Annotated in this window: 19 protein-coding genes; 6 read left to right on the top strand and 13 right to left on the bottom strand. The window is 67.7% G+C overall.

Translation table 11 applies throughout. The features are described from left to right. Positions 1-194 precede the first annotated feature (194 nt). The 4 genes from JF52_RS17705 to JF52_RS0103755 form a co-directional block, all read right to left on the bottom strand. Entirely contained in the window at positions 195-2,186 is a 1,992-nt protein-coding gene (locus tag JF52_RS17705) for a dipeptide ABC transporter ATP-binding protein (RefSeq protein WP_235272319.1), read from the bottom strand. A gap of 28 nt (positions 2,187-2,214) precedes the next feature. Beyond that, complete coding sequence (locus JF52_RS0103745) at positions 2,215-3,165, bottom strand: ABC transporter permease (protein WP_033105092.1); 951 nt, start codon at positions 3,163-3,165, stop codon at positions 2,215-2,217. Beyond that, complete coding sequence (locus tag JF52_RS0103750) at positions 3,162-4,166, bottom strand: ABC transporter permease (protein ID WP_033105093.1); 1,005 nt, start codon at positions 4,164-4,166, stop codon at positions 3,162-3,164. The genes JF52_RS0103745 and JF52_RS0103750 overlap by 4 nt, the downstream gene beginning before the upstream one ends. Positions 4,167-4,257: 91 nt before the next feature. After that, positions 4,258-5,931, bottom strand: coding sequence for an ABC transporter substrate-binding protein (locus JF52_RS0103755; protein WP_033105094.1), 1,674 nt, complete (start codon positions 5,929-5,931; stop codon positions 4,258-4,260). 180 nt (positions 5,932-6,111) lie between these two features. Here JF52_RS0103755 and JF52_RS0103760 point away from each other — a divergent pair, with 180 nt between their 5' ends. After that, entirely contained in the window at positions 6,112-7,377 is a 1,266-nt protein-coding gene (locus tag JF52_RS0103760; RefSeq protein ID WP_033105095.1) for an LCP family protein, read from the top strand. Between the two features lie 133 nt (positions 7,378-7,510). Here JF52_RS0103760 and JF52_RS0103765 read toward each other — a convergent pair whose 3' ends face one another. The 4 genes from JF52_RS0103765 to JF52_RS0103780 are packed head-to-tail and all read right to left on the bottom strand — an operon-like array spanning position 7,511 to position 12,163. After that, positions 7,511-9,043: a glycoside hydrolase family 3 protein gene (locus tag JF52_RS0103765; RefSeq protein ID WP_033105096.1), complete on the bottom strand. Its 1,533-nt coding sequence runs from the start codon at positions 9,041-9,043 to the stop codon at positions 7,511-7,513. Further along, a complete protein-coding gene (locus JF52_RS0103770; RefSeq protein ID WP_033105097.1) occupies positions 9,040-9,876 on the bottom strand; it encodes a carbohydrate ABC transporter permease in 837 nt (278 codons plus the stop codon). The genes JF52_RS0103765 and JF52_RS0103770 overlap by 4 nt, the downstream gene beginning before the upstream one ends. Then, on the bottom strand, positions 9,873-10,853 hold the full coding sequence (locus JF52_RS0103775; RefSeq protein ID WP_033105098.1) for a carbohydrate ABC transporter permease: 981 nt from the start codon (positions 10,851-10,853) through the stop codon (positions 9,873-9,875). The genes JF52_RS0103770 and JF52_RS0103775 overlap by 4 nt, the downstream gene beginning before the upstream one ends. 23 nt (positions 10,854-10,876) lie before the next feature. Continuing rightward, on the bottom strand, positions 10,877-12,163 hold the full coding sequence (locus tag JF52_RS0103780; protein ID WP_033106273.1) for a sugar ABC transporter substrate-binding protein: 1,287 nt from the start codon (positions 12,161-12,163) through the stop codon (positions 10,877-10,879). Between the two features lie 149 nt (positions 12,164-12,312). On the opposite strand from JF52_RS0103780, the gene JF52_RS0103785 reads away from it, so the two are divergent. From JF52_RS0103785 to JF52_RS0103795, 3 genes are all read left to right on the top strand, one after another. Further along, positions 12,313-13,179: a spermidine synthase gene (locus JF52_RS0103785; RefSeq protein ID WP_033105099.1), complete on the top strand. Its 867-nt coding sequence runs from the start codon at positions 12,313-12,315 to the stop codon at positions 13,177-13,179. 81 nt (positions 13,180-13,260) lie between these two features. Further along, positions 13,261-13,788, top strand: coding sequence for a hypothetical protein (locus JF52_RS0103790; RefSeq protein WP_033105100.1), 528 nt, complete (start codon positions 13,261-13,263; stop codon positions 13,786-13,788). A 71-nt stretch (positions 13,789-13,859) separates the two neighbouring features. Further along, the gene (locus tag JF52_RS0103795) at positions 13,860-14,354 is read left to right on the top strand and encodes a SprT-like domain-containing protein (protein ID WP_033105101.1); all 495 of its coding nucleotides are present in this window, start codon (positions 13,860-13,862) and stop codon (positions 14,352-14,354) included. A gap of 231 nt (positions 14,355-14,585) precedes the next feature. Here the strand turns inward: JF52_RS0103795 and JF52_RS0103800 are convergent, their stop codons facing one another. The 3 genes from JF52_RS0103800 to JF52_RS0103810 form a co-directional block, all read right to left on the bottom strand. Then, positions 14,586-15,251, bottom strand: a complete 666-nt coding sequence (locus JF52_RS0103800; RefSeq protein WP_033105102.1) for a 2-phosphosulfolactate phosphatase — start codon at positions 15,249-15,251, stop codon at positions 14,586-14,588. Between the two features lie 163 nt (positions 15,252-15,414). Next, complete coding sequence (locus tag JF52_RS0103805; protein ID WP_033105103.1) at positions 15,415-16,875, bottom strand: ABC transporter permease; 1,461 nt, start codon at positions 16,873-16,875, stop codon at positions 15,415-15,417. Beyond that, entirely contained in the window at positions 16,872-17,633 is a 762-nt protein-coding gene (locus JF52_RS0103810; RefSeq protein WP_033106274.1) for an ABC transporter ATP-binding protein, read from the bottom strand. Before JF52_RS0103810 ends, JF52_RS0103805 begins: the two co-directional genes overlap by 4 nt. Before the next feature lie 149 nt (positions 17,634-17,782). On the opposite strand from JF52_RS0103810, the gene JF52_RS0103815 reads away from it, so the two are divergent. Both JF52_RS0103815 and JF52_RS0103820 read left to right on the top strand, forming a co-directional pair. After that, positions 17,783-18,025, top strand: coding sequence for a type II toxin-antitoxin system Phd/YefM family antitoxin (locus JF52_RS0103815; protein ID WP_033105104.1), 243 nt, complete (start codon positions 17,783-17,785; stop codon positions 18,023-18,025). Then, on the top strand, positions 18,026-18,412 hold the full coding sequence (locus JF52_RS0103820; RefSeq protein ID WP_033105105.1) for a type II toxin-antitoxin system VapC family toxin: 387 nt from the start codon (positions 18,026-18,028) through the stop codon (positions 18,410-18,412). A 24-nt stretch (positions 18,413-18,436) separates the two neighbouring features. On the opposite strand, the gene JF52_RS0103825 is transcribed toward JF52_RS0103820, so the two are convergent. Both JF52_RS0103825 and JF52_RS0103830 read right to left on the bottom strand, forming a co-directional pair. Next, complete coding sequence (locus JF52_RS0103825; RefSeq protein WP_033105106.1) at positions 18,437-19,072, bottom strand: response regulator; 636 nt, start codon at positions 19,070-19,072, stop codon at positions 18,437-18,439. Then, on the bottom strand, positions 19,069-20,274 hold the full coding sequence (locus JF52_RS0103830) for a sensor histidine kinase (protein ID WP_033105107.1): 1,206 nt from the start codon (positions 20,272-20,274) through the stop codon (positions 19,069-19,071). Before JF52_RS0103830 ends, JF52_RS0103825 begins: the two co-directional genes overlap by 4 nt. Positions 20,275-20,369: the final 95 nt, after the last annotated feature.

A 20,369-nucleotide genomic window follows, 5' to 3' on the forward strand; every position in this document is an offset into this window, starting at 1 on the left:
TCGTCAGGTGGAGTGCGCACTCAATTGCTCAACATCTGCCGACCACCATATGAGGGCAGGGAGAACCGAGGCGCAAAGAACAACTATACGTCCGATTTCACGACATGGCAAGCTGAATCCTTGACCAATTCCGGATGCTGCGGTAAAAGCATCCGGATCGACAGCCCCGCGCTCGTCCGCGGGGGCAGCGCGGGTCAGGCGATGCCCAGTTCGTTGCCCGGGATCGAGGCCAGAAGGCGACGGGTGTACGGGTCGCGCGGGTTCGTGAAGATCTCCTCGCTCGTCGCAGCCTCCACGAGAGCGCCGTCCTTCATCACGCAGACGTAGTCGCTGATCAGGCGCACGACCGCGAGGTCGTGCGAGATGAACAGGTAGCTGAGCCCGTACTCGCGCTGCAGATCACCGAGCAGTCGGAGGATCTGATCCTGCACCAGAACGTCGAGCGCCGATACCGGCTCGTCGCACACGATCAGATCGGGCGAGAGCGCCAGGGCCCTTGCGATCGCGACGCGCTGACGCTGACCGCCGGACAGCTCGGACGGATACCGCCTGAGCATCGACTGCGGCAGCGCGACGTCATCGAGCAGCTGCCGCACGCGCTTGCGGCGATCGGAGGTGCTCCCCCGCCGGTAGAACTCCAGCGGCTCGGCGATCAGGCGTTCGATCGTGAACATCGGGTTCAGGCTCGAATACGGATCCTGGAAGATCGGCTGCACCCGCTGACGGAAGTCGCGCGTCTCCGCGCGGCTGAGCGTGGACACGTCCTTGCCCTCGAACCTGATCAGTCCGCTGGTCGGCTCGATCAGCTTCAGCAGCATCCGTGCCGTCGTGGTCTTGCCGGAGCCGGACTCCCCCACGATCGCGACGGTCTCGCCGCGCGGGATCACGAGCGACACATCCTTCACCGCGACGAAATCCTCGCCTCGGCCCCGCACCGGATACACCTTCGTGAGGTTCTCGAACTCGACGATGTTGTCGGATGCTGTGGCGGATGCTGAGGTCTCGGATGCTGCGGTCTCGGATGCTGCGGACGAGGGGGTCGTTTCGACGCGCTCCGCTTGCTCAACGCGTTTCGTCTCGCTTCGCTCGCTCAACGACCCGTCAGCGGAGTCGCTCCCCACGGGGCGTTCAGCGGAGGCGCCCCCCACGGGTCGTTCAGCGGAGTCGCCCCCCACGGGTCGTTCAGCGGAGTCGCCCCCCACGGGGCGTTGAGCGGAGGCGCTCCCCACGGGGCGTTCAGCGGAGTCGCCCCCCACGGGGCGTTCAGAGGAGTCGCCCCACACGGGTCGTTGAGCGGAGGCGGCGGAGCCGTCGGAGACGAAACGGGGTGAGCGACCGAAGGGAGTCGAAGCCTCTCCGTCCGACTTCACGAACGTCTCTGGCCGCAGGCGCGCGACGGCGACAGACGGCGCGGCCGCGACGAGCGACTTCGTGTACGGATGCTGCGGGTCCTCGAGGATCTGCTTCGCATCGCCCTGTTCGACGACCTTGCCGCGGTGCATCACGATCACGCGCTCCGCACGCTCTGCGGCAAGCCCCAGATCGTGCGTGATCAACAGCACGGCCGTGCCGAGCTCACGCGTCATCGCACCGATCTGATCGAGGATCGTCTGCTGCACGGTGACGTCCAGCGCGCTGGTCGGCTCGTCCGCGATCAGCAGGCGCGGCTTGCAGGCGAGACCGATCGCGATCAGCGCGCGCTGTCGCATGCCGCCGGAGAACTCGTGCGGATACTGCTTGGCGCGCTTCGCCGCGTCGGGCAGACCTGCGGCCTCGAGCGCCTCGACGACCTTCGCGGAGACGTTCTGCCGGTTGGCGAGGCCGTGCGCGAGCAGCGTCTCGGCGACCTGCGTGCCGATCTTCGCGACCGGATTGAGGTTAGACATCGGGTCCTGCGGCACGAGCCCGATGTGGCGTCCGCGGATCGTGCGCATCTCGTGCTCCGGAGCCTTCGAGATCTCCCGACCGTCGAGACGGATGCTGCCGGAGGCGATGCGTCCGCCACCGGCGAGGAGGCCGATGATCGCCATCGCGGTCGTCGACTTGCCCGACCCGGACTCCCCCACGATCGCGACGGTCTCGCCCTCGGAGATCTCGAGGTCGACGCCCTCGACGGCGTGCACGACGCCGTCGGTGGTGTTGAAGTCGACGGCCAGGCCTTCGACCGACAGCAGCGGAGTGCTCATCTTCGGTTCCTTGGTGATATCGGCCATCTCAGCGCGCCCTCGTCCTCGGGTCCATCGACTCTCTCAGCGCTTCACCGAACAGCGTGAAGCCGAGAGCGGTGACCGCGATGCAGATGCCGGGGAAGAACGCCAGCCATGGCGCGATCGCGAGCTCGCTCTGCGCGTAGGTCAGCATCCGCCCCCACTCGGCGGTCTCGGGGCGTCCGCCGCCGAGGCCGAGGAACGAGAGCGCTGCCGCGTCGATCACGGCCGTCGCGAGCGTCAGAGTGCCCTGAACGATGACAGGGCCGATCGCGTTCGGCAGCACGTGCGACATCGTGATGCGCCCTCGTCCGAGTCCGAGCGTCTGCGCCGAGAGCACGTAGTCGCTCGAGCGCTGCTGCAGCATCGACGCGCGAAGCAGGCGCGCGAAGATCGGCACCTGCGACGCACCGATCGCGATCATCACCGCGTACGGGGTCTGGCCGAGGATCGCCGCGATCGAGACTGCGAGCAGCAGGTTCGGCACCGACAGGATGATGTCGACGATGCGCATGATGACCGTGTCGACCCAGCCGCCGAACGTGCCGGCGACGAGTCCGAGGATCATGCCGCCGACCAGGCCCATCGCGGTCGAGATGACACCGACCATGAGAGAGGCCTGTGCACCCCAGATGAGCTTGGACAGCACGTCGCCGCCGAAGCGGTCGAGTCCGAGCGGGAACTCCGCGAGTTCACCGGGGCCGGGAATGTTCGTCGGTGTGATGAACTTCGCGCCGGGCAGCGCGGTCTCGGGATACGGCGCGAGGATCGGGGCGAGCGCCGCGACGAGCAGGAACAGCAGCACGATCACGGCGCCGATCCAGGCTGTCGGGCTGTGGCGCAGGCGCCGGAAGACGTCCTGCCAGAAGCCGCCGCCGGCATCCTTCAGATCGGTCTGGGCGAGCGAGACCGTGTCGATGATCTCGCCACCCTGCGCGGGGGGAAGGGGAATGCTCATTGGACCCTCACTCTCGGGTCGATCAGGCTGTAGGAGACATCCACCGCGAGGTTGATCAGCGCGTACGCGATCGCGATGAAGATGATGAAGCCCTGCAGCACGGGGAAGTCACGCGTGAAGATCGCCCTGGCGAGGAACGATCCGATACCCGGATAGGCGAACACGGTCTCTGTCAGCACCGCTCCGGAGATCAGCAGACCGGTCTGCAGACCGATCGTGGTGACGACGGGGAGCAGGGCGTTGCGCAGGATGAACCGCCCTCGCAGCGTCGAATTGGCGACGCCCTTCGCCCGACCGGTGCGCACGTAGTCGGCGTTCTGCACTTCGAGGACGCTGGCCCTCGTGATGCGCACGATGATCGCGAGCGGGATCGTGCCGAGCGCGAGCGCGGGGAGGATCAGGTGCAGGATCGCATCCCACGACGCGTCGAACTCGCCCGTGATGATGCCGTCCCACACGTAGAACCCGGTCGGGTGGGTGGCGTCGATCCTCGGATTCTGCCTGCCGTCGGCCGGAAGCCAGCCCAGCTGCACCGCGAAGATGTATTTGAGGATGAACGCGAGGAAGAACACCGGGATCGTGATGCCGACCAGGCTCAGAATGACGGCGGCATGATCGCTGAACCTGCCGTGCCGCCTCGCGGCCCAGTAGCCGAGCGGGACGCCGATGCCGATCGCGATGATCAGCGCTGCGATCGACAGTTCGATCGTCGCGGGGAAGCGCCGGAAGAACTCCTCCAGCACCGGGCGGTTGGTCTGGATGGATGTGCCGAAGTCGCCCTGCAGCAGTCGTCCGATCCAGACGAAGTACTGCTCGATGAGGGGCCTGTCGAATCCGTAGAGCTTGTTGACCCGTTCGATCGCGTCGGGGGTGGCCTTCTCTCCGAGAAGCGCCACGGCCGGCCCGCCGGGTAGGGCCCTGACCCAGGCGAAGAGCAGGATGCTCAGGCCGAAGAGGGTGGGGATGAGGAACAGCAGTCGCCTGCCGATGGTGCGCAGCAAGAAGTACTCCCAGCTTTTCAGGTGCGGCGTCGCCCTGTTCCGGTCCCTTCGACAGGCTCAGGGACCGGAACAGGTGACGCCGCGTGAACCCTTACTTGGTGAGGACGATGTCCGTGAAGACCTCGTCGTTCACCGGGCTGGCGGGGTAGCTCTCGACCCGTGAGTCGAATGCCAGCGTGGGAGCGGGGTGCGCGAGCGGGACGCCGGGGATGAACTCGGCGACCATCTCGTTGATGTCCTCGTACAGCGGAGTCTGCTCATCGAGATCGGCGACACCGCGCGCCTCGTCCAACGCCGCGAACAGCTCGGGGTTGTCGAAGCCCCACTCCGAGCTCTGCGCGCCGAAGAAGACTCCGACGAAGTTGTCGGTGTCGTTGTAGTCGCCCGTCCAGCCGAGCAGGTGGATGCCGTGGTCCGCGGTGCCGGTGGTGCGGTCGAGGTATTCGACCCACTCCTCGGCGACCGGTGTGGTCTCCACGCCCGCCTCAGCGAGCTGCGACGAGAGCACGGTGAAGATCTGCTCGGGGTCGGGCATGTACGGACGCGAGACGTTGACCGGGTAGTTGAAGTCCAGCTTCAGCGGGTTGGACTCGTCGTAGCCGGCCTCGGCCAGCAGCGCCTTCGCCTTGTCGACGTCGTACTCGTAGGTGGTGACGTCGTCGTTGTAGCCGTTGACGACCTCGGGGATGAACTGCGTCGCCTTCTGCGTGCCCTCCGGGAGCACCTGGCTGATCAGCGCATCCTTGTCGATCGCGTACGACAGCGCCTCGCGCACCTTCGGGTCCTGAAGCGCAGGGACCTGCTGGTTGAACGCCAGGTACAGGATCGTGAACGGAGGACGCGGGACCATCGTGAAGCCGTCTTCTTCGAGTGCTGCCGTATCGGCGGGGCCGACCAAGTCGTAGCCGTCGATGTCGCCGGCCTCGAGGGACTGACGACGAGCGGTCGGGTCATCGATCGTACGGAAGATGATCTCCTCGATCTGCCCCTTGTCGCCCCAGTAGTCGGGGTAGGACTTCAGCGTGACCTGCTCACCGGGTGCCCACTCCTCGAACTGGAACGGTCCGGTGCCGACCGGGTTGCCCATGGCGTACTCGGAGAGCGCAGGCGCCTCGGCCGAGCCGCCGACCTCATCTGCCGCGAACTCCTGCATGGCCGCGGGGCTCTGCATGGCGAACGCCGGCAGCGAGAGTGCCGGGATGAACCCGGCGAACGGCTTGTTCAGCTCGACAGTGACGCTGTAATCGCCCTCTGGCGTGCACGACTTGTACACCGCGTCGGCGGCGTTGGATGCGTAGCCCTTGAACAGCTTGTTGTAGTAGTAGCCGAACGCCTCGGATGCTGCGAGGCCGGTCCAGTTGTACCAGCGGTCGAAGTTGACGCAGACGGCCTCGGCGTTGAACGGAGTACCGTCCTGGAACGTGACGTCCTCCTTCAGCGCGAAGGTGTACGACAGGTTGTCCTCGGATGGCTCCCAGGACTCGGCGAGCAGCGGGGCGGGGTCCGCCGTACCCGGCTCGGTGCCGACGAGACCCTCGAAGATCTGGCGAGAGATGCGGAACGTCTCGCCGTCCTGCGCGAAGGCAGGGTCGAGGCCGGCCGGGTCGGACGATGCCGCGAAGACGAACGTGCTGTCGACGTCGCCCTGTGCGGCTCCTGAGTCGTCGCCGCGGTCGCTGGCGACGCAACCCGCGAGCAGCATCGCTGCGATCGCGGTGCCGGTGACGGCGATCAGCCCTCGCCGACGCATGGATGTGTGGTGCATGCTGTGTACCTTCCCTGTTGGGGCGCTTCATTGCGCGTGCCGAGGCGTCGATGCCGCGATACACGTGATGCATCGACGTTACCCAGCACGCTCCTGGAATCCAAACGCATCCATGTTGCGATCCGGTATCAGCTGCGTAACGGCCCCGTGTTAGCGTCAGGCAGGATCGGAGGACCACGGATGAAGAAGGTGCCTGATGCACTCCACCGCTCGACGGTCGCTCGCCATGCGACGCTGCCTTCACCCAGCCGGACATCGACCGGACTGAAGCTGCTGGGCGCCGCGCTGGGCGCCGTGCTGGTCGCGGCGGTCGGCGTCGGCGCGTTCATCACGATCGACCTCGCCACACGCGCGACGGCGGATGCCGTCGGCCTCGAGGGAGCCCCCGAGATCGCGCCACCCGCCCTCGGCGAGTTTCCCGGCCCATTCGATGTGCTCGTGCTCGGCACCGACGAGTGCGGGCCGATCTCGGACCAGTGGCTCGGCGCGCGCTGCGAGGAGGCCGATGGCGGCATCCTGAACGACGCCAATCTGCTCGTGCACGTTTCCGAGAACCCGCGCCGGGTGACGGTCGTCTCGTTCCCCCGCGACCTGATGGTCGACGTGCCAGAGTGCACACGCGAGGACGGCACCGTGGCGGAGGCGCAGGGAACGCAGTCCCTCAACACCGTGTACGAGCGCGCCGGGCTGTCGTGCGTCGCGCAGACCATCACCCAGCTCACCGAGGTGAAGATCGGCTTCGCCGCCAAACTCAGCTTCGACGGCGTGATCCAGATGACCGATGCGATCGGCGGCGTCGAGGTGTGCATCGCCGAGCCGGGGATCAGCGACACTCAGACCGGCATCGACTGGCCGGCGGGTATCCGAAACGTGAAAGGACTCGAGGCCCTGCAGTTCCTGCGCACGCGGCACGGGGTCGGTGACGGAAGCGATCTCGCGCGCATCTCGAACCAGCAGCAGTACATGTCGCGCCTGGCGAGGAAGATCCTCAGCGATGAGGTGCTCAGCGACCCGTCCAAGGTGCTGCGCCTGGCGAGCACAGTGGCGGAGAACATCGTGCCGAGCGAGTCCCTCTCGAATCCGCTGAGACTCGGGCAGCTCGCTCTCGCGGTCAAGGACGTGCCGTTCGACGACTTCATGTTCGTGCAGTATCCGAGCTTCACCGATCCGAACGACCCCGACAAGGTCGTACCGGACTACGACTCCGCCGCTGCATTGTGGGACGCTCTCGCCGCCAATCAATCGCTGGAGCTGACCGGCGGGGCGAGCCCCAACGGGGGCGTGGAGCAAGTGACACCCACCGAGCCCGCGCCGGAGGAGCCCGCTCCGGACGGCACCGCAGCCCCAGAGGACACGGCAGCGCCGGACGATCGGGCGACGCTGCCGCCCGAGGTCTCCGGAACGAATGTCGGGCAGGACACCTGCTCTGCGGGCAACCTCAACTGAGGTCTCAGGATCGGGATGCCGCCGTGACAGCCGTTCGCGAGGTGTCTCTTCGTGCCGCGTTGGCGCCGGGGAGGCGGCACGAAGCGCCACCTCCCACGCAGTAGTCCTTCGGGCGGGCGCGATCCGTGCCGCGTCAGCGCCCGAGCAGCAGGTCGCGGGCGGCCTCGGCACCGACACGGCTGGCGGCAGCGACCTCGACGATCGGAAGGGACAGCGGATGCCGGGCCGGCAGGCCCACGTTGACCACGACGGCGTCCGCGTCACGGACGGACGCGAGCTCGACGAGCGCGCGCTGCGCATCGGCGACGTCTGGGCGGTCGATCAGCAGGACGAGTCGCCCATCGGATGCGATGGCCGCGTTCAGGGCAGCATCGCGTTCCTCATCCGTCGCGCGGTCGACGTCCAGACGCACGCGGAAGCCGTCGCCGGCGAGTCCGTCCGCGACGTACGAGGCCGCACTGTCGACCGCGAGCGTCGAGCGCCGACGCGCGTCGATGACGGACAGGACGGATGCCGCGGCATCCGGCGTCGCGTGCGACGCGCCTGTTGAGTCTGCGACACGCAATGCGCGGCGCACGATCTCGGAAGCATCGTAGGTCGCAGTGTCGGACTCGTCGTCGGCGTCACGGGGCGCATGCTCGACGGTTCCGGCGCGCTTCGCCGCCAGCATCCGCACCCGATCGCGCGCCTGCTCGACGCGCTCGCGCGGCAGAGTGCCGTCGCGCAGCGCGGCGACGACCGCCTCGCGCGCAGTGAGATAGTCGCGCTCATCCTGATCGGCGTGGGCAGCAGAGCCCGGGTTGGTCGGGTTGCCGATGCACAGCAGGTCGGCGCCTGCGGCCAGCGCCTGCACCGCTGCGCCACCGATGCCGACGGACTCGCGGACGGCTGCCATGTCGAGCGCGTCCGTGATGATGACGCCCTCGAATCCCATCTCTCGCAGGCGCCCCAGCACTGCGGGGTTCAGGGTCGCCGGCCGCTCGCCCCACGCGGGGACGACGATGTGCGCGGTCATGATCGAGTCCACACCCGCAGCGATCGCGGCGCGGAACGGCTCGAGGTGCACATCCTCGATCTCGGCAGGATCCAGCGTGATCACGGGCAGCGCGTGGTGCGAGTCGAGATGGGTGTCGCCGTGGCCGGGGAAGTGTTTCACGCACGCGGCCACTCCCCCGTGCTGCAGGCCCTCGACCGTGGCCACGACGTGGCGCGAGACGAGCGCGGCATCCGCCCCGAACGCACGCACCCCGATCACGGGGTTGCGCGGGTCGGTGTTCACGTCGGCGACGGGGCCGAGCACGACGTTGATGCCGGCCGCCCGCGCGCGGCGAGCAAGCTCTGCTCCGGTGGCCGCCGTCGCGGCGACGTCGTCGACGATGCCGAGCTGTGCGGCTCCGGGGAGCGTCGATCCGGTCGCGACCTCGAGCCGGGTGACGCTGCCGCCCTCTTCGTCGATGCCGATCAGCGCGTGCGGATTCGCCGCACGGATCCGGGCGCTCAGCTCGGGAAGTTCCGCCGAGATGTTCTGGCCGAAGTACACGACGCCCGCGAGGTCGTCCTCGAGTGCTGCGAGCAGCCACGCCGGAGCGCCGTCGCCTTCGAGGCTCGTCCCGAAGAACCCCGGCCACAGCACGCTGTTGGCGAGGCGGGTGAGTTCGTCCGTCATCCCTTCACCGCTCCCGCGACCATGCCGCTGGCGAGCCGGCGCTGCACGATCACGAAGAAGATCATGACCGGGATCGTGATGATCGTAGAGGCGGCCATGATGCTGCCCCAGTCGTTGGAGTACAGGCCGAAGAACGACTTCAGACCGATCGCGACCGTGTACTGGTCGCTCGCGCCGCCGAGCATCGTCATCGCGAAGATGAACTCGTTCCACGCCGTGATGAAACTGAAGATGCTCGTCGCCACGAGGCCGGGCATCACCAGCGGCAGCAGCACGGAGCGGAACATGCGCCACCAGCTCGCGCCATCGATGTACGCCGCCTCCTCCAGCTCGACCGGGACCGCCGCGACGAAGCCGCGCAGCATCCAGATGCCGAACGCGAGCGAGAGCGCGACGTACACGATCATCAGACCGATGATGCTGTTGAGCAGGCCGAGGCTCTTCACCTGCAGGAACAGCGGGATGACCAGCGCTTCGAGCGGCACCATCTGCACCACGAGGATCATCATCAGGATCGTGGTGCGGAACTTGAACTTGAACCGCGCCACCGCGACGGCGGCGAGCAGGCAGACCAGGGCGCTGACGAGCACCGTCACGAGCGCGACGATCGCGGAGTTGCGGAGGAAGACGCCGAATCCACCCTCGGTGAGCACGAAGGCGAAGTGGTCGAAGGTGAGCTCTTCGGGGAAGAACGATCGACCACCGCTGGAGGCGTTCTTGTCGAAGGCGCTGGAGATCATCCAGTACACCGGGAAGAGGGTGAAGATCAGGACTGCGGCGACGGCGACGCCGATTCCGACCTTCGACAGGACGGACTTGTTGTTCGGATTCACAGTTCGTCCTCCTTCATGAGCGAGCGGATGTACACGATCGTGATGCCGATCAGCGCCAGTGTCAGCAGCACCGCGAGGGCTGCGCCGAAACCGTAGCGGTTCTGGCCGAACGACTCGACGTACGACCAGACGCCGAGGTTGAGCACTGAGCGATTCGAGCCGGAGCCGCCCGGCATCAGATACACCTGCGCGAACACCTTGAAGTCCCAGATGGTCGACAGGATGATCACCACCGAGAACACCGGACGCAGAGTCGGGAAGATGATGCCCCAGAAGCGGCGCCAGGCGCCGGCACCGTCGAGGGCTGCGGCCTCGAGCATCTCCTTGGAGACGCCGAGCAGGCCTGCGAGCACGGTGATCGCGACGAACGGGAAGCCGTGGTGCACGACGTTCAGCAGCACGATCGCGTAGAAGGACCACTGATTCGTGAACCAGTTCACCGAGTCGTCGATGAGGCCGAGGCTGCGCAGCACGTCGTTGAAGACGCCGCGATCGGCGTCGAAGATGAAGGTCCACACGTAGGTGCCTGTGACTGCCGGCATCGCCCACGCGATCATGATGCAACTGGAGACGATCAGGCGCCAGGTCGTGCCGAGCCGCTGCAGCAGCAGCGCCACGAGTGTGCCGACGGTCACCGTGGTGAACACGGCGACGGCCGCGAAGCCGACGGTGTTCGGCAGGACGACGATCCACAGAGTGGGGTCGGTCAGCGCCTCGACATAGTTGTCGAAGCCGATGAAATTGCTCTCCCCTGTGTTGATCTCCCGCAGCCCGTAGTCCTGCAGCGAGTAGATGAAGACCTGCACCAGCGGCCACAGCATGAGCCCTGCGAGGATCGCGAGCCCGGGAGCGAGGAGCAGCCAAGGACGGGCCTTGGCGATGGAGAGGAACCGATTTGATCGGCGGCCACCGGCCACGGAGGCGGGGGTGTTCCCCGCCTCCGTGGGTGTCGGCAGCGGTGCGTGCACCGTCGACATGGAGGGTATTGCCTAACTGGTCGTTACTGGTTGAGCAGCTCGGTCATCTCGGCTGCGGCATCCTTCGTCGCCGTCGCGACGTCCTTCTGCCCGCTGAGGATCGACTGGATCATCGCATTGGTGGTCTTCTTCGCCTGGACGGCTCCGAAGTTCGGGGTCACCGGCACGGACGCGCCGCCATCGACCATCTGCTCGGCGAACGGTGCGACCAGCGGGTCGGTCGAGGCGAGAGCCGCTTCCATCGCCGAGGCGACACCCGGGAAGTAGCCGGTCTGCTCAGCCCACTGCTCGGCGTACTCGCCCGTGGTCATGAACTTGACGAACTCCCACGCGAGGTCGGCGTTCTTGGTGGTGTTGAAGATCGACAGGTGCGATCCACCGAGCACCGACGGGGCGATGCCGCCGTCTTCACCGGGGATGACCGCTGCGCCGAGCTTGCCCTCGAGGTCGGGGTTCGTCTCGATGAGCGCGTTGGGCGTCCACGAACCGGACAGCATCATCGCGACGTTGCCCTGCGTGAACGCGTCACGGATGTCGGTCTCCTTCCAGGTGGTGGCACCCGCGGAGGAGAAGCCGTACTTCGTGGCCAAGTCGGTGTAGAACTGGATTCCTGCCTGCGACTTCTCACTGTCCAGTTCGCTCGTCCACTCGCCGCCGTCCACCGTGGCGATCTCGCCGCCGGCGCCCCAGACCCACGGATACACGAAGAACTCGGAGTCGCCGGCGACCGGGAATGCGAGCATCTCGGGGTACGCGGCCTTGATGGCCTCTCCGGCGGTGACGATGTCATCCCACGTCTTCGGCGCCTCGAGTCCCAGCTCTTCGAAGATGTCGGCGCGGTAGACGATCGAGCGCACACCCGCGTACCACGGCATGCCGTAGAGCTCTTCTTCGTAGGTGCCGGCGACTTCGAGGCCCTCGACCAGGTCGTCGCGCAGGCCGTCTTCGGCGTCGACGTACTCGTCGATCGGAACGAGCGCACCGGCGTCGGCGAACTCCGCCGTCCAGGTGGTGCCGGTCTCGGCGATGTCGGGGGTCGTGCCGCCGGCGATCGAGGTCACGAAGCGTTCGTGGGCATCTGCCCACTGCACCTCTTCGAACTCGACGGTCGCGCCGGTCTCCTCCTTGAACGCCGAGGAGACCTCGTCGAGGAACGCGGTGGAGTCGGGGTTGGTGCCCTGCATGATCCAGACGCTGAGGGTCTGGTCCTCACCGTCGGCTGAGCCAGTGTCCGTGCCGCCCGAACACGCGGCGAGGCCCAGTGCTGCCGTGACGCCCAGCGCCACGATGGGAAGAATGCGCTTCTTCATCTGGTGAATCTCCTCATTGAAAAGTGCCTCGGCGCACAACGGTTGCATGCCGATCAGTAAAAAGTATTCACCACTAACAAAATGCCTGCAACTTGTGCGAGCGATCGTCATAGACCTGTAACACGCCCGTCCCGCATAGGCTCGGGGGCATGGGACGGACACGAGCTCGGGATGCCGAACACCCCGAGGCGCGCCTCGACCACGGCGGGATCGCCCGGGTGATCCCCTCGGAGTTCACGACCGGCTTCGAGCTGATCGTCGACGACACCCCGCAGTCCCACGTCGACCTCGACGACCCCACGCACCTGCATTTCGAGTACGTCGTGCGCATGGGTGCAGTGATCGATCAGCTGACCTCGGCGGGTGCACCGTTGACCGCCGTGCACCTCGGCGCCGGCGCGCTGACCGTCCCCCGCTACATCGAGGCCACCAGACCGGGCTCGCGTCAACAGGTGATCGAATTGGAAGCGCCGCTGGCCGCTCTCGTGCGCGAGCACCTGCCGCTGCCTCGCGGGGCGTCGATCCGCATTCGGATCGGGGATGCGCGCGCTGGTGTTCCGAAACTGCCGCCCGCGCTCACCGGCGCCTGCGACCTCGTCGTCTCGGACGTCTACTCCGGCGCGCAGACGCCCGCCCATCTGACCAGCGTGGAGTTCTATCGCGAGGTGTCAGAGCTCCTCGCCCCGGTCGGAGTGCTGCTCGTCAACGTCGCCGACGGTCCTGGGCTCGCGTTCGCGCGACGGCAGGTCGCCACGATCGCGCACGTGCTCCCCGAGGTCGCGCTGCTCGCCGACACTCAGGTGCTGAAGGGCCGCCGGTTCGGGAATCTGGTGATCGCGGCATCCGCTTCTCCCCTGCCGACCGCATGGCTGCCGCGGATGCTGGCGGCCGGCCCCCACCCGGCGAAGATCGCGCAGGATGGCGAGGTCACCGCCTTCGCGAAAGGTGCGCGGATCGTCACGGATGCGGATGCTGTGGCCTCCCCGAAGCCGGACGCGTCGATCTTCCTGCGCTGAAATCGCACTCCGGGGCGTGCCGCCGGCTCGTCTGCTGATCCGACAGGCAGACTGGAGCGAGGCGCTGCGGAGGGAGAGCACATGGGTTACATCAAGGGTTACGATCCAGAGACTCTTCGTGAGCTGATCGATAAGGTCGAGTGCGCAGAACGACTGGTCGAGATCGAGTCGCAGCGCAGCCTGCCGGCGCTGCTCGAGAGGGTCTGGCTGCTCAAGGTGCTCGATCAGCTCGACGACGCGCTGAAGCTCTCGGATGAATCCGTGCGAGTGGCGCGGATGGCCGGCACGCGCAAGGACGTTCTTCGCGCACGCGTGCTGCACGCGACGATCCTGCAGTACCGCGGAGCGCACGCCGCAGCCGAACAGGAACTGGCGACCTGCGCATCCGAGGCCGAAGGGCAGGGGTGGGCGTCGATCGCGGCGTTCGCGCACCAGCACCACGGCAAGAACGCGTACGACGCCGGTGACTTCGAGCAGGCCCGCACGAGCTTCAAGCAGGCGCTCTTCCTGCGTCGGGAGGCCGGCGCAGCGGATGCCGAGCTCGAGGTCGCTCTGCTCGCGATCGACGCCGCGGAGAAGCGGCGCACGGGGCAGCTCGTCGGGAGCTGACCTGCACGGTCGCTGAGCCTGTCGAAGCGTCCGGCATCCCCATTGTCGGCGGGATGATTTACTCTTGGCGCATGGCGGAACTTGACCGTGTGCGCGTCTGGGGAGACGCACTGATCCGGCTGCACCTCGACGACTCGTGGTCGTTCGGCTTCGACCACGCCAAGCGCCGCGCCGGTCAGTGCGATTTCCGGGCGAAGCGCATCACGGTGTCGCGCTATCTCGCTGCGCGCTTCGACGATGACGAGATCCATCAAGTGCTGCTGCACGAGGTGGCGCACGCCATGGCCGGACACCGGGCCGCGCACGGGGCGAAGTGGAAGCTCATCGCCCGCGACATCGGCTACGTCGGTGGCACGACGCACCACGGCGAGACGGCAGAGGAGCTCGCTCCGTGGATCGGCACCTGCCCCGCCGGCCACGTCACTTACCGGCACCGCAGGCCGAGCCGGGCGACCTCATGCGTCAAGTGCTCGCGCACGTTCGACCCGCGTTTCGAGTTCACCTGGACCCGCCGCGAGATCACGGCGGCGGCGAAGCTGGCCGCGCAGATGCCGCGCGAGCAGTAGCCGCCGGGGGTTCCGCTACGGGTCGTTGAGCGAGCGTCAGCCGGACGGTTCCGCCACGGGTCGTTGAGCGAGCGTCAGCCGGACCGTTCCGCCACGGGTCGTTGAGCGAGCGTCAGCCGGACCGTTCCGCCACGGGTCGTTGAGCGAGCGTCAGCGAGTCGAAACGGGTTGAGCGAGCGTCAGCGAGTCGAAACCTGCCGAGCAGCGTCAGCGAGTCGAAACCTGCGTGTCTCACGCGAACGCGACGAAGACCCCGTCGCTGAGCACGGGCACGACGTCGGTCGCGTCGACTTCGGCGGCGGCCGCAGTGTCGGTCGGAACGAGACCCGCCGCTTCGATGCGCGCGGTCGCTGATACGCCGTCGGCGATCTCCTTGCCGGACCCGGATGCCGTCAGCAGATGCCTCATCGCCCGTCGCAGTCCGCGGGCCGATTCGCAGACAGCCGCGGCATCCGGCGAGGTGTGATCGGCGCCCAGGTCGCTGAGCGCCGCGATGATCGTGCCGGCGCCGAGCTGGTCTTCGACGGCGAAGCGGAGGTCTCCGGCATCCGTCAGCTCGCCCGCCGCGATCATGGCGACCGAAGTGCGCTGCTGCCGTCGGTTCTGAAGTTCGAGCACGGTCCTCGCCACGGCCGAGGCGTTGCGCAGCGAGCCAAGGAGCACGGTCGGCTCGCCCGCCGCTGCGGCCGCCGCGACCACGGCTGCGCCGTTGCGCGACCAGCCAGCGGCATCCGTGAGCGTGACCGTGCGGCCGGATGCCACGGCATCCGTCACCGTCGATGAGAAGCGGAGCACGTCGACCACGACGACCACGTCGGACGGCGCGAGACGCTGCAGTCCCGCGACACCCCACTCGAAGCGGACCTGGTATGCGGACTGATCGAACGGTTGCGGCATCCCCCCAGCCTACGAGACTCCGGCGCGCGCCATCGCGCGCCAGCCCCGCGCTGCAGGAGGTGGCGCCACGTGCCGCCTCCCGCGACCCGAAGCGACACCAAGCGACCCCTCCCGCCACCTGCATCGGCCGGCCGGCCGCCCGCCACCGCCGCGACCAGCCGGCTCAGTCCACGGCCAGCGCCTCGACCGGTGCCACCCTGGTTGCGAGCCGGGTGGGCGCCGCGGCAGCCACGAGGGTCAGCACCGCAGTCGCGACGACGATCACGGCCACCGGGATCCACGGCACGGCCGGAGCCACAAGCCCCGCGGTCTCTTCGAAGTTCGGCGGCATCCGCACAGAGCCGAGCAGCGACTGCGCGGCGATCCAGCCGTACACGACGCCGAGTGCGAGACCGGTGGCGGTCGCCGTGATCGTGATGTGCAGGGCCTCGAGCAGGATCATCCGTCGCACCTGGCCGTTCGACAGCCCGATCGCGCGCAGCAGCCCGATTTCGCGTCGCCGCTGCACGACTCCGATCGTGAGCAGGTTCACCAGCCCGACCGCGGCGATCACCGCCGAGACGCCGACCAGCACCATCATGATGGCGGAGAAGCTGTCCATGATCAGGGCGAACTCCGAGTCGACCTCTCCACCCGCGGCCTTCGCCAGAAGCACCTTGACCGATTCCAGCGCGACCGCGAACATCGTCACCAGAGTCACACCCATGACGACACCGATCGCCATGCGGCTGGAGCGCTCCGGATACCGCAGCGCGTTCTCCGCGGCGAGCCGTGCCGTCGCCGAGCGCCCGAACAGCTTTCCGACCAGACGCAGCAGCGGCGGCATCACCAGCACGGCGCCCAGTGAGATCCCGGTGAACGAGAGCAGTCCGCCGAAGAACGCCACGACCACGCCCAGCGGCGTCACCAGTCCGATGAGCACGCCGAACGCCAGCAGCGCCGCACCGGCGATGAGCAGCAGCAGCGCTCCGACGTGACGCGTGGGGCGCCGTGCGGCATCCTCGTGCGAGCGCTCCACCGACCCTCCGATCGCCTGCAGCGGAGTCACCGCGAGCACGCGCCGGGATCCGACCCAGGCTGCCGCCCACGTCGTCAGCGCGACCCCGAGCGCAGGGATCAGAATCGCCGGCTGCGCCAGTGTGAACGAGGCCGCCGCGCCCAGCATCCGATCGGCGACGCCCAGTCCTATCCAGACGATGCCGAAGCCCGCGACCAGACCGACCACGGCGCCGAGTGCGCCGACGACCAGCCCCTGATTCGCGACCTCGACCCGCTGGGAACGGGCGCTCCCGCCGATCAGCCGCACCAGCGCGATGTACCGCGTACGCCCGGCGATGATCGTCGAGAACGTGTTGGCGGTGACGATCGCGCCGACGTAGAGCGCGACGCCGATCAGCAGCACGGACAGCAGTGCGACCACGACGGCCAACGTTCCGCTGTCACCGATGTACGGGTCGGCCCGCAGCATCGCACCGATGTACATCGTCGCCTCGACGAGCACGACGCCGAGCGCCGATGACAGGGCGGCGACCAGCACGCTGGCTCCCATCCCGCGGTCGCGCAACCAGGTGAGGCGCGGGCCCGTCGCACTCGTGTCCGAGACGACGGCGGCGACGGCGCTCACGCCGCCACCTCCGCGGCGAGCATGTGCGCCGCGATCTGCTCGGCGCTCTGGCGAGGATGGTCGGCGACGATGCGGCCGTCACCGAGGTACAGCACCCGGTCGGCGTGACTGGCCGCGATCGCGTCGTGCGTGACCATCGCGATGGACTGGCCGTGCTCACTGCTCGCGGTCGAAAGCAGTTGCAGCACCTCGCGCCCGCTGGCGGAGTCGAGGTTGCCGGTCGGCTCATCCGCGAACACGAGGTCGGGCGCGGTGGCGAGCGCGCGGGCGATGGCCACGCGCTGCTGCTGGCCGCCGGAGAGCTCGTGCGGACGGTGCCGCAGACGCGCGCCGAGACCGAGGGTCTCGACGAGTCCGTCGATCCTGGCGCGTTCGATCGCGCTGGGCCGGCGACCGTCGAGTTCGAAAGGCAGCAGGATGTTGCCGATCGCATCGAGCGTCGGCACCAGGTTGAACGCCTGGAAGATGAAGCCGACCCTCCGCCGCCGCAGGATCGTGAGGTCGAGGTCGCCGAGTCCGGTGATCTCGGTGTCGCCGATCCACGCGCGCCCCTCGGTCGGCGCATCGAGGCCGGCCATGATGTGCATGAGCGTCGACTTGCCCGATCCGCTCGGCCCCATGATGGCGGTGAACTGCCCGCGGCGGATACCGACGCTGATGTCGTCGAGAGCAGTGACGGCGCTCTCGCCAGAGCCGTATGACTTCGTCAGGTGCTGCACACGGGCTGCGAGCCCGAGGTCTGTGGTCGTGATCTCCATACCTACGACGTTAGGAAGAGCGGATGCTGCGCCGCATCGCCCGTGCGCATCATCCGCATACATCTCAAGGATGATCCTGCGCGTCCTTCGGTTCCACGAAACAACACGACCGATGGACTAGACTAAGCGGACTCAGTCCAGGAGATGTCATGCCCACTGTCAACATGCACGAGGCGAAGACCCACCTTTCGAAGCTGGTCAATGCCGCCTCCGACGGCGAAGTGGTGATCATCGCGAAGGCCGGCAAGCCCGTGGCGAAATTGACGCGCATCGATTCTCCGACCGCGCGCAGACGACTCGGTTTCCTCGCCGGCGACGCACAGGTTCCCGACGACTTCGACGAGATCGCCGGCGCCGATATCGCGGCCCTGTTCGAGGGCGAGGACGCCTGAATGCGACTGCTGCTCGATACGCACCTGCTGTTGTGGGCCGGGCTGCAGCCGGACCGGCTTTCGCCTGCCATGAGCGAACTGCTCGAGGACGAGTCCAACCTTCCCATGTTCAGCGCTGCGAGCGTCTGGGAGATATCGATCAAAGCCGGTCTGGGCCGCGCCGACTTCACAGTGGATTCTCGTTCGTTCCGCAGGGCCCTGATCGACAACGGCTACGAAGAGCTGTCCATCACGAGCGCGCACGCCGCCGCGATCGCCGATCTGCCTGCGATCCATCGAGACCCTTTCGATCGCATGCTCGTGGCCCAGGCACGAGTGGAGGGAATCACCCTCTTCACCTCGGACCGTGCCGTGAGCGCATACGGCTCACCAGCTCGACTCGTCTGAGAGCTCGACCACCCGGTTTCGCAGTCAGTTCAGACCGTGCTCGAACGCGAAGACCACCAGCTGCACGCGGTCGCGCAGCGCGAGCTTGGTGAGGATACGGCTGATGTGCGTTTTCACCGTGGCCTCGCTGAGAAATTCGCGTCCGGCGATCTCCGAGTTCGACAGCCCGCGCGCGGCGAGCGCGAAGATCTCCCGCTCGCGATCGGTCAACGACGCATAGGCCGAAGGCACTGGTTTCGCCGCCTCGGTGAAGTGCGCGAACAGCTCACGAGTGGCGGATGCCGCGATCACATTCGACCCTGAGTGCACGGTGCGGATCGCGGCGAGCAGGAACTCCGGCTCGGCATCCTTCAACAGGAACCCGCTCGCCCCCTGCCTGATCGCACGTGCTGCGGCCTCGTCGAGGTCGAAGGTCGTCAGCATCACGACCTTCGGGGCATCCGGCGACTTGAGGATCCCGGCTGTGGCCGTGAGACCGTCCATCACCGGCATTCGGATGTCCATGAGCACCACGTCCGGTGCCGTCTGCGCCACGACGGCGAGCGCCTCCTGCCCATCGCCCGCCTCTGCGACCACTTCCATGTCTGGCTGGGACGACACCAGCATCCGGATGCCGGCACGGAACAGCGCCTGGTCGTCGACCAGCAGCACCCGGATCATGCGCGTCCCTCCGATGGTTGCGTCGCACCGATGGGCAGTGCCGCATGAACGACGAACTCGTCGCCGGTGCGCTCGGCCCGCAGCGAGCCGCCGACGAGCTGCGCGCGCTCTCGCATGCCGACCAGGCCGTGTCCGCCGGGAGCGCCGACGACCTGAGCGACCGCGACCGCATTGCGCACTTCGACCTCGACCCGGTCGGGCAGCCACGCCAGGCGGATGTCGACCGCCCCGCCAGAGCCGTGCCGGATGGCATTGGTCAGCGCCTCCTGCAGGATGCGGTACACGGCGAGCTGGATGGCACCTGGTGGCTCGCCCGGCGGCATCGGATCGACCGTGACGCGCGGTTCGACGCCCGCCTGCCGCACCTGCGCGAACAGCTGCTCGAGGTCGGCGATGGTGGGCTGGGGTCCGTCGCCCTGGCGATGCCGCAGTTGAGTGAGCAGCATCCGCACGTCTGAGAGCGCGGAGCGCGCGGTCTGCGAGATCGTGCCCAGTGCCTCGACTGCGACCTCTGGTGAGGAGGCCGCCGCATAGCGCGCTCCATCGGACTGCGCCACGATCACGGCGAGCGAGTGCGCGACGACGTCGTGCATGTCGCGGGCGATGCGCACCCGCTCCTGCTCCTCGGCCGTGGCGAGTTCGGCTCGCGTCTGCGCTTCGCGGCTGACGCGCCAGCGCAGCACCATGCGCCAGCCGAACCCTCCCAGCCATGGCGAGCCGAGCGCGAGGATGCTCATGAAGGCGATCAGCACGAAGCTCGCGACGGTACTGGAGAGTCCGACCCCGACGAAGAACTGCTCGTTGCTGAGGGCGATGTAGATCGCCGCGATGACCCCGCCGACGAATGACGAGACGAGACCTGCCCAGAAGACGCGGGTCGTGCCCCATGCGGCGGCCGCGTACAGCACGCCGAGGATCGCGACATTGATCGGAAGGGGCCCGAGCCCCGCCGCCATCTGCACGAGCGCGCCGGCCCACGCCACAGCCAGGGCGATGCCGGGCGCGAGCCGCCCGATCGCCACCGCGCCGCATTGCAGCACCGCGGCGACGACGAGCCCACCGATGCCGACAGCCTCGGGGACTGTGGTGCTGAGGTTTCCCGGCGCGTAGAACGCGAGCGATGTGGGCACGAGGACCGCGAACAGCACGAACGCCCCGACGATGTCGAGGACGAGCGAGGTGCGGGACAGCGGGCGGATCACCCTTTCACGCTACGCGAGGCGCCCGTGCGCCAGCATCCGTCCAGCGATGTATCCCGAGGGTGGATCCGTGCGCGGGTGCGACGTTTGGCGGAGGG

Source organism: Microbacterium profundi (assembly GCF_000763375.1).
Lineage (GTDB): Bacteria > Actinomycetota > Actinomycetes > Actinomycetales > Microbacteriaceae > Microbacterium > Microbacterium profundi.

Excerpts from the sequence above, each read along its gene's own strand:
- JF52_RS0103760 (WP_033105095.1), top strand. The coding sequence starts at position 6,112 with ATGAAGAAGGTGCCTGATGCACTCCACCGCTCGACGGTCGCTCGCCAT.
- JF52_RS17705 (WP_235272319.1), bottom strand. The coding sequence starts at position 2,186 with ATGAGCACTCCGCTGCTGTCGGTCGAAGGCCTGGCCGTCGACTTCAAC.
- JF52_RS0103765 (WP_033105096.1), bottom strand. The coding sequence starts at position 9,043 with ATGACGGACGAACTCACCCGCCTCGCCAACAGCGTGCTGTGGCCGGGG.
- JF52_RS0103800 (WP_033105102.1), bottom strand. The coding sequence starts at position 15,251 with ATGCCGCAACCGTTCGATCAGTCCGCATACCAGGTCCGCTTCGAGTGG.
- JF52_RS0103790 (WP_033105100.1), top strand. The coding sequence starts at position 13,261 with ATGGGTTACATCAAGGGTTACGATCCAGAGACTCTTCGTGAGCTGATC.
- JF52_RS0103755 (WP_033105094.1), bottom strand. The coding sequence starts at position 5,931 with ATGCACCACACATCCATGCGTCGGCGAGGGCTGATCGCCGTCACCGGC.
- JF52_RS0103820 (WP_033105105.1), top strand. The coding sequence starts at position 18,026 with ATGCGACTGCTGCTCGATACGCACCTGCTGTTGTGGGCCGGGCTGCAG.
- JF52_RS0103775 (WP_033105098.1), bottom strand. The coding sequence starts at position 10,853 with ATGTCGACGGTGCACGCACCGCTGCCGACACCCACGGAGGCGGGGAAC.
- JF52_RS0103825 (WP_033105106.1), bottom strand. The coding sequence starts at position 19,072 with ATGATCCGGGTGCTGCTGGTCGACGACCAGGCGCTGTTCCGTGCCGGC.
- JF52_RS0103815 (WP_033105104.1), top strand. The coding sequence starts at position 17,783 with ATGCCCACTGTCAACATGCACGAGGCGAAGACCCACCTTTCGAAGCTG.
- JF52_RS0103785 (WP_033105099.1), top strand. The coding sequence starts at position 12,313 with ATGGGACGGACACGAGCTCGGGATGCCGAACACCCCGAGGCGCGCCTC.
- JF52_RS0103780 (WP_033106273.1), bottom strand. The coding sequence starts at position 12,163 with ATGAAGAAGCGCATTCTTCCCATCGTGGCGCTGGGCGTCACGGCAGCA.
- JF52_RS0103745 (WP_033105092.1), bottom strand. The coding sequence starts at position 3,165 with ATGAGCATTCCCCTTCCCCCCGCGCAGGGTGGCGAGATCATCGACACG.
- JF52_RS0103810 (WP_033106274.1), bottom strand. The coding sequence starts at position 17,633 with ATGGAGATCACGACCACAGACCTCGGGCTCGCAGCCCGTGTGCAGCAC.
- JF52_RS0103795 (WP_033105101.1), top strand. The coding sequence starts at position 13,860 with ATGGCGGAACTTGACCGTGTGCGCGTCTGGGGAGACGCACTGATCCGG.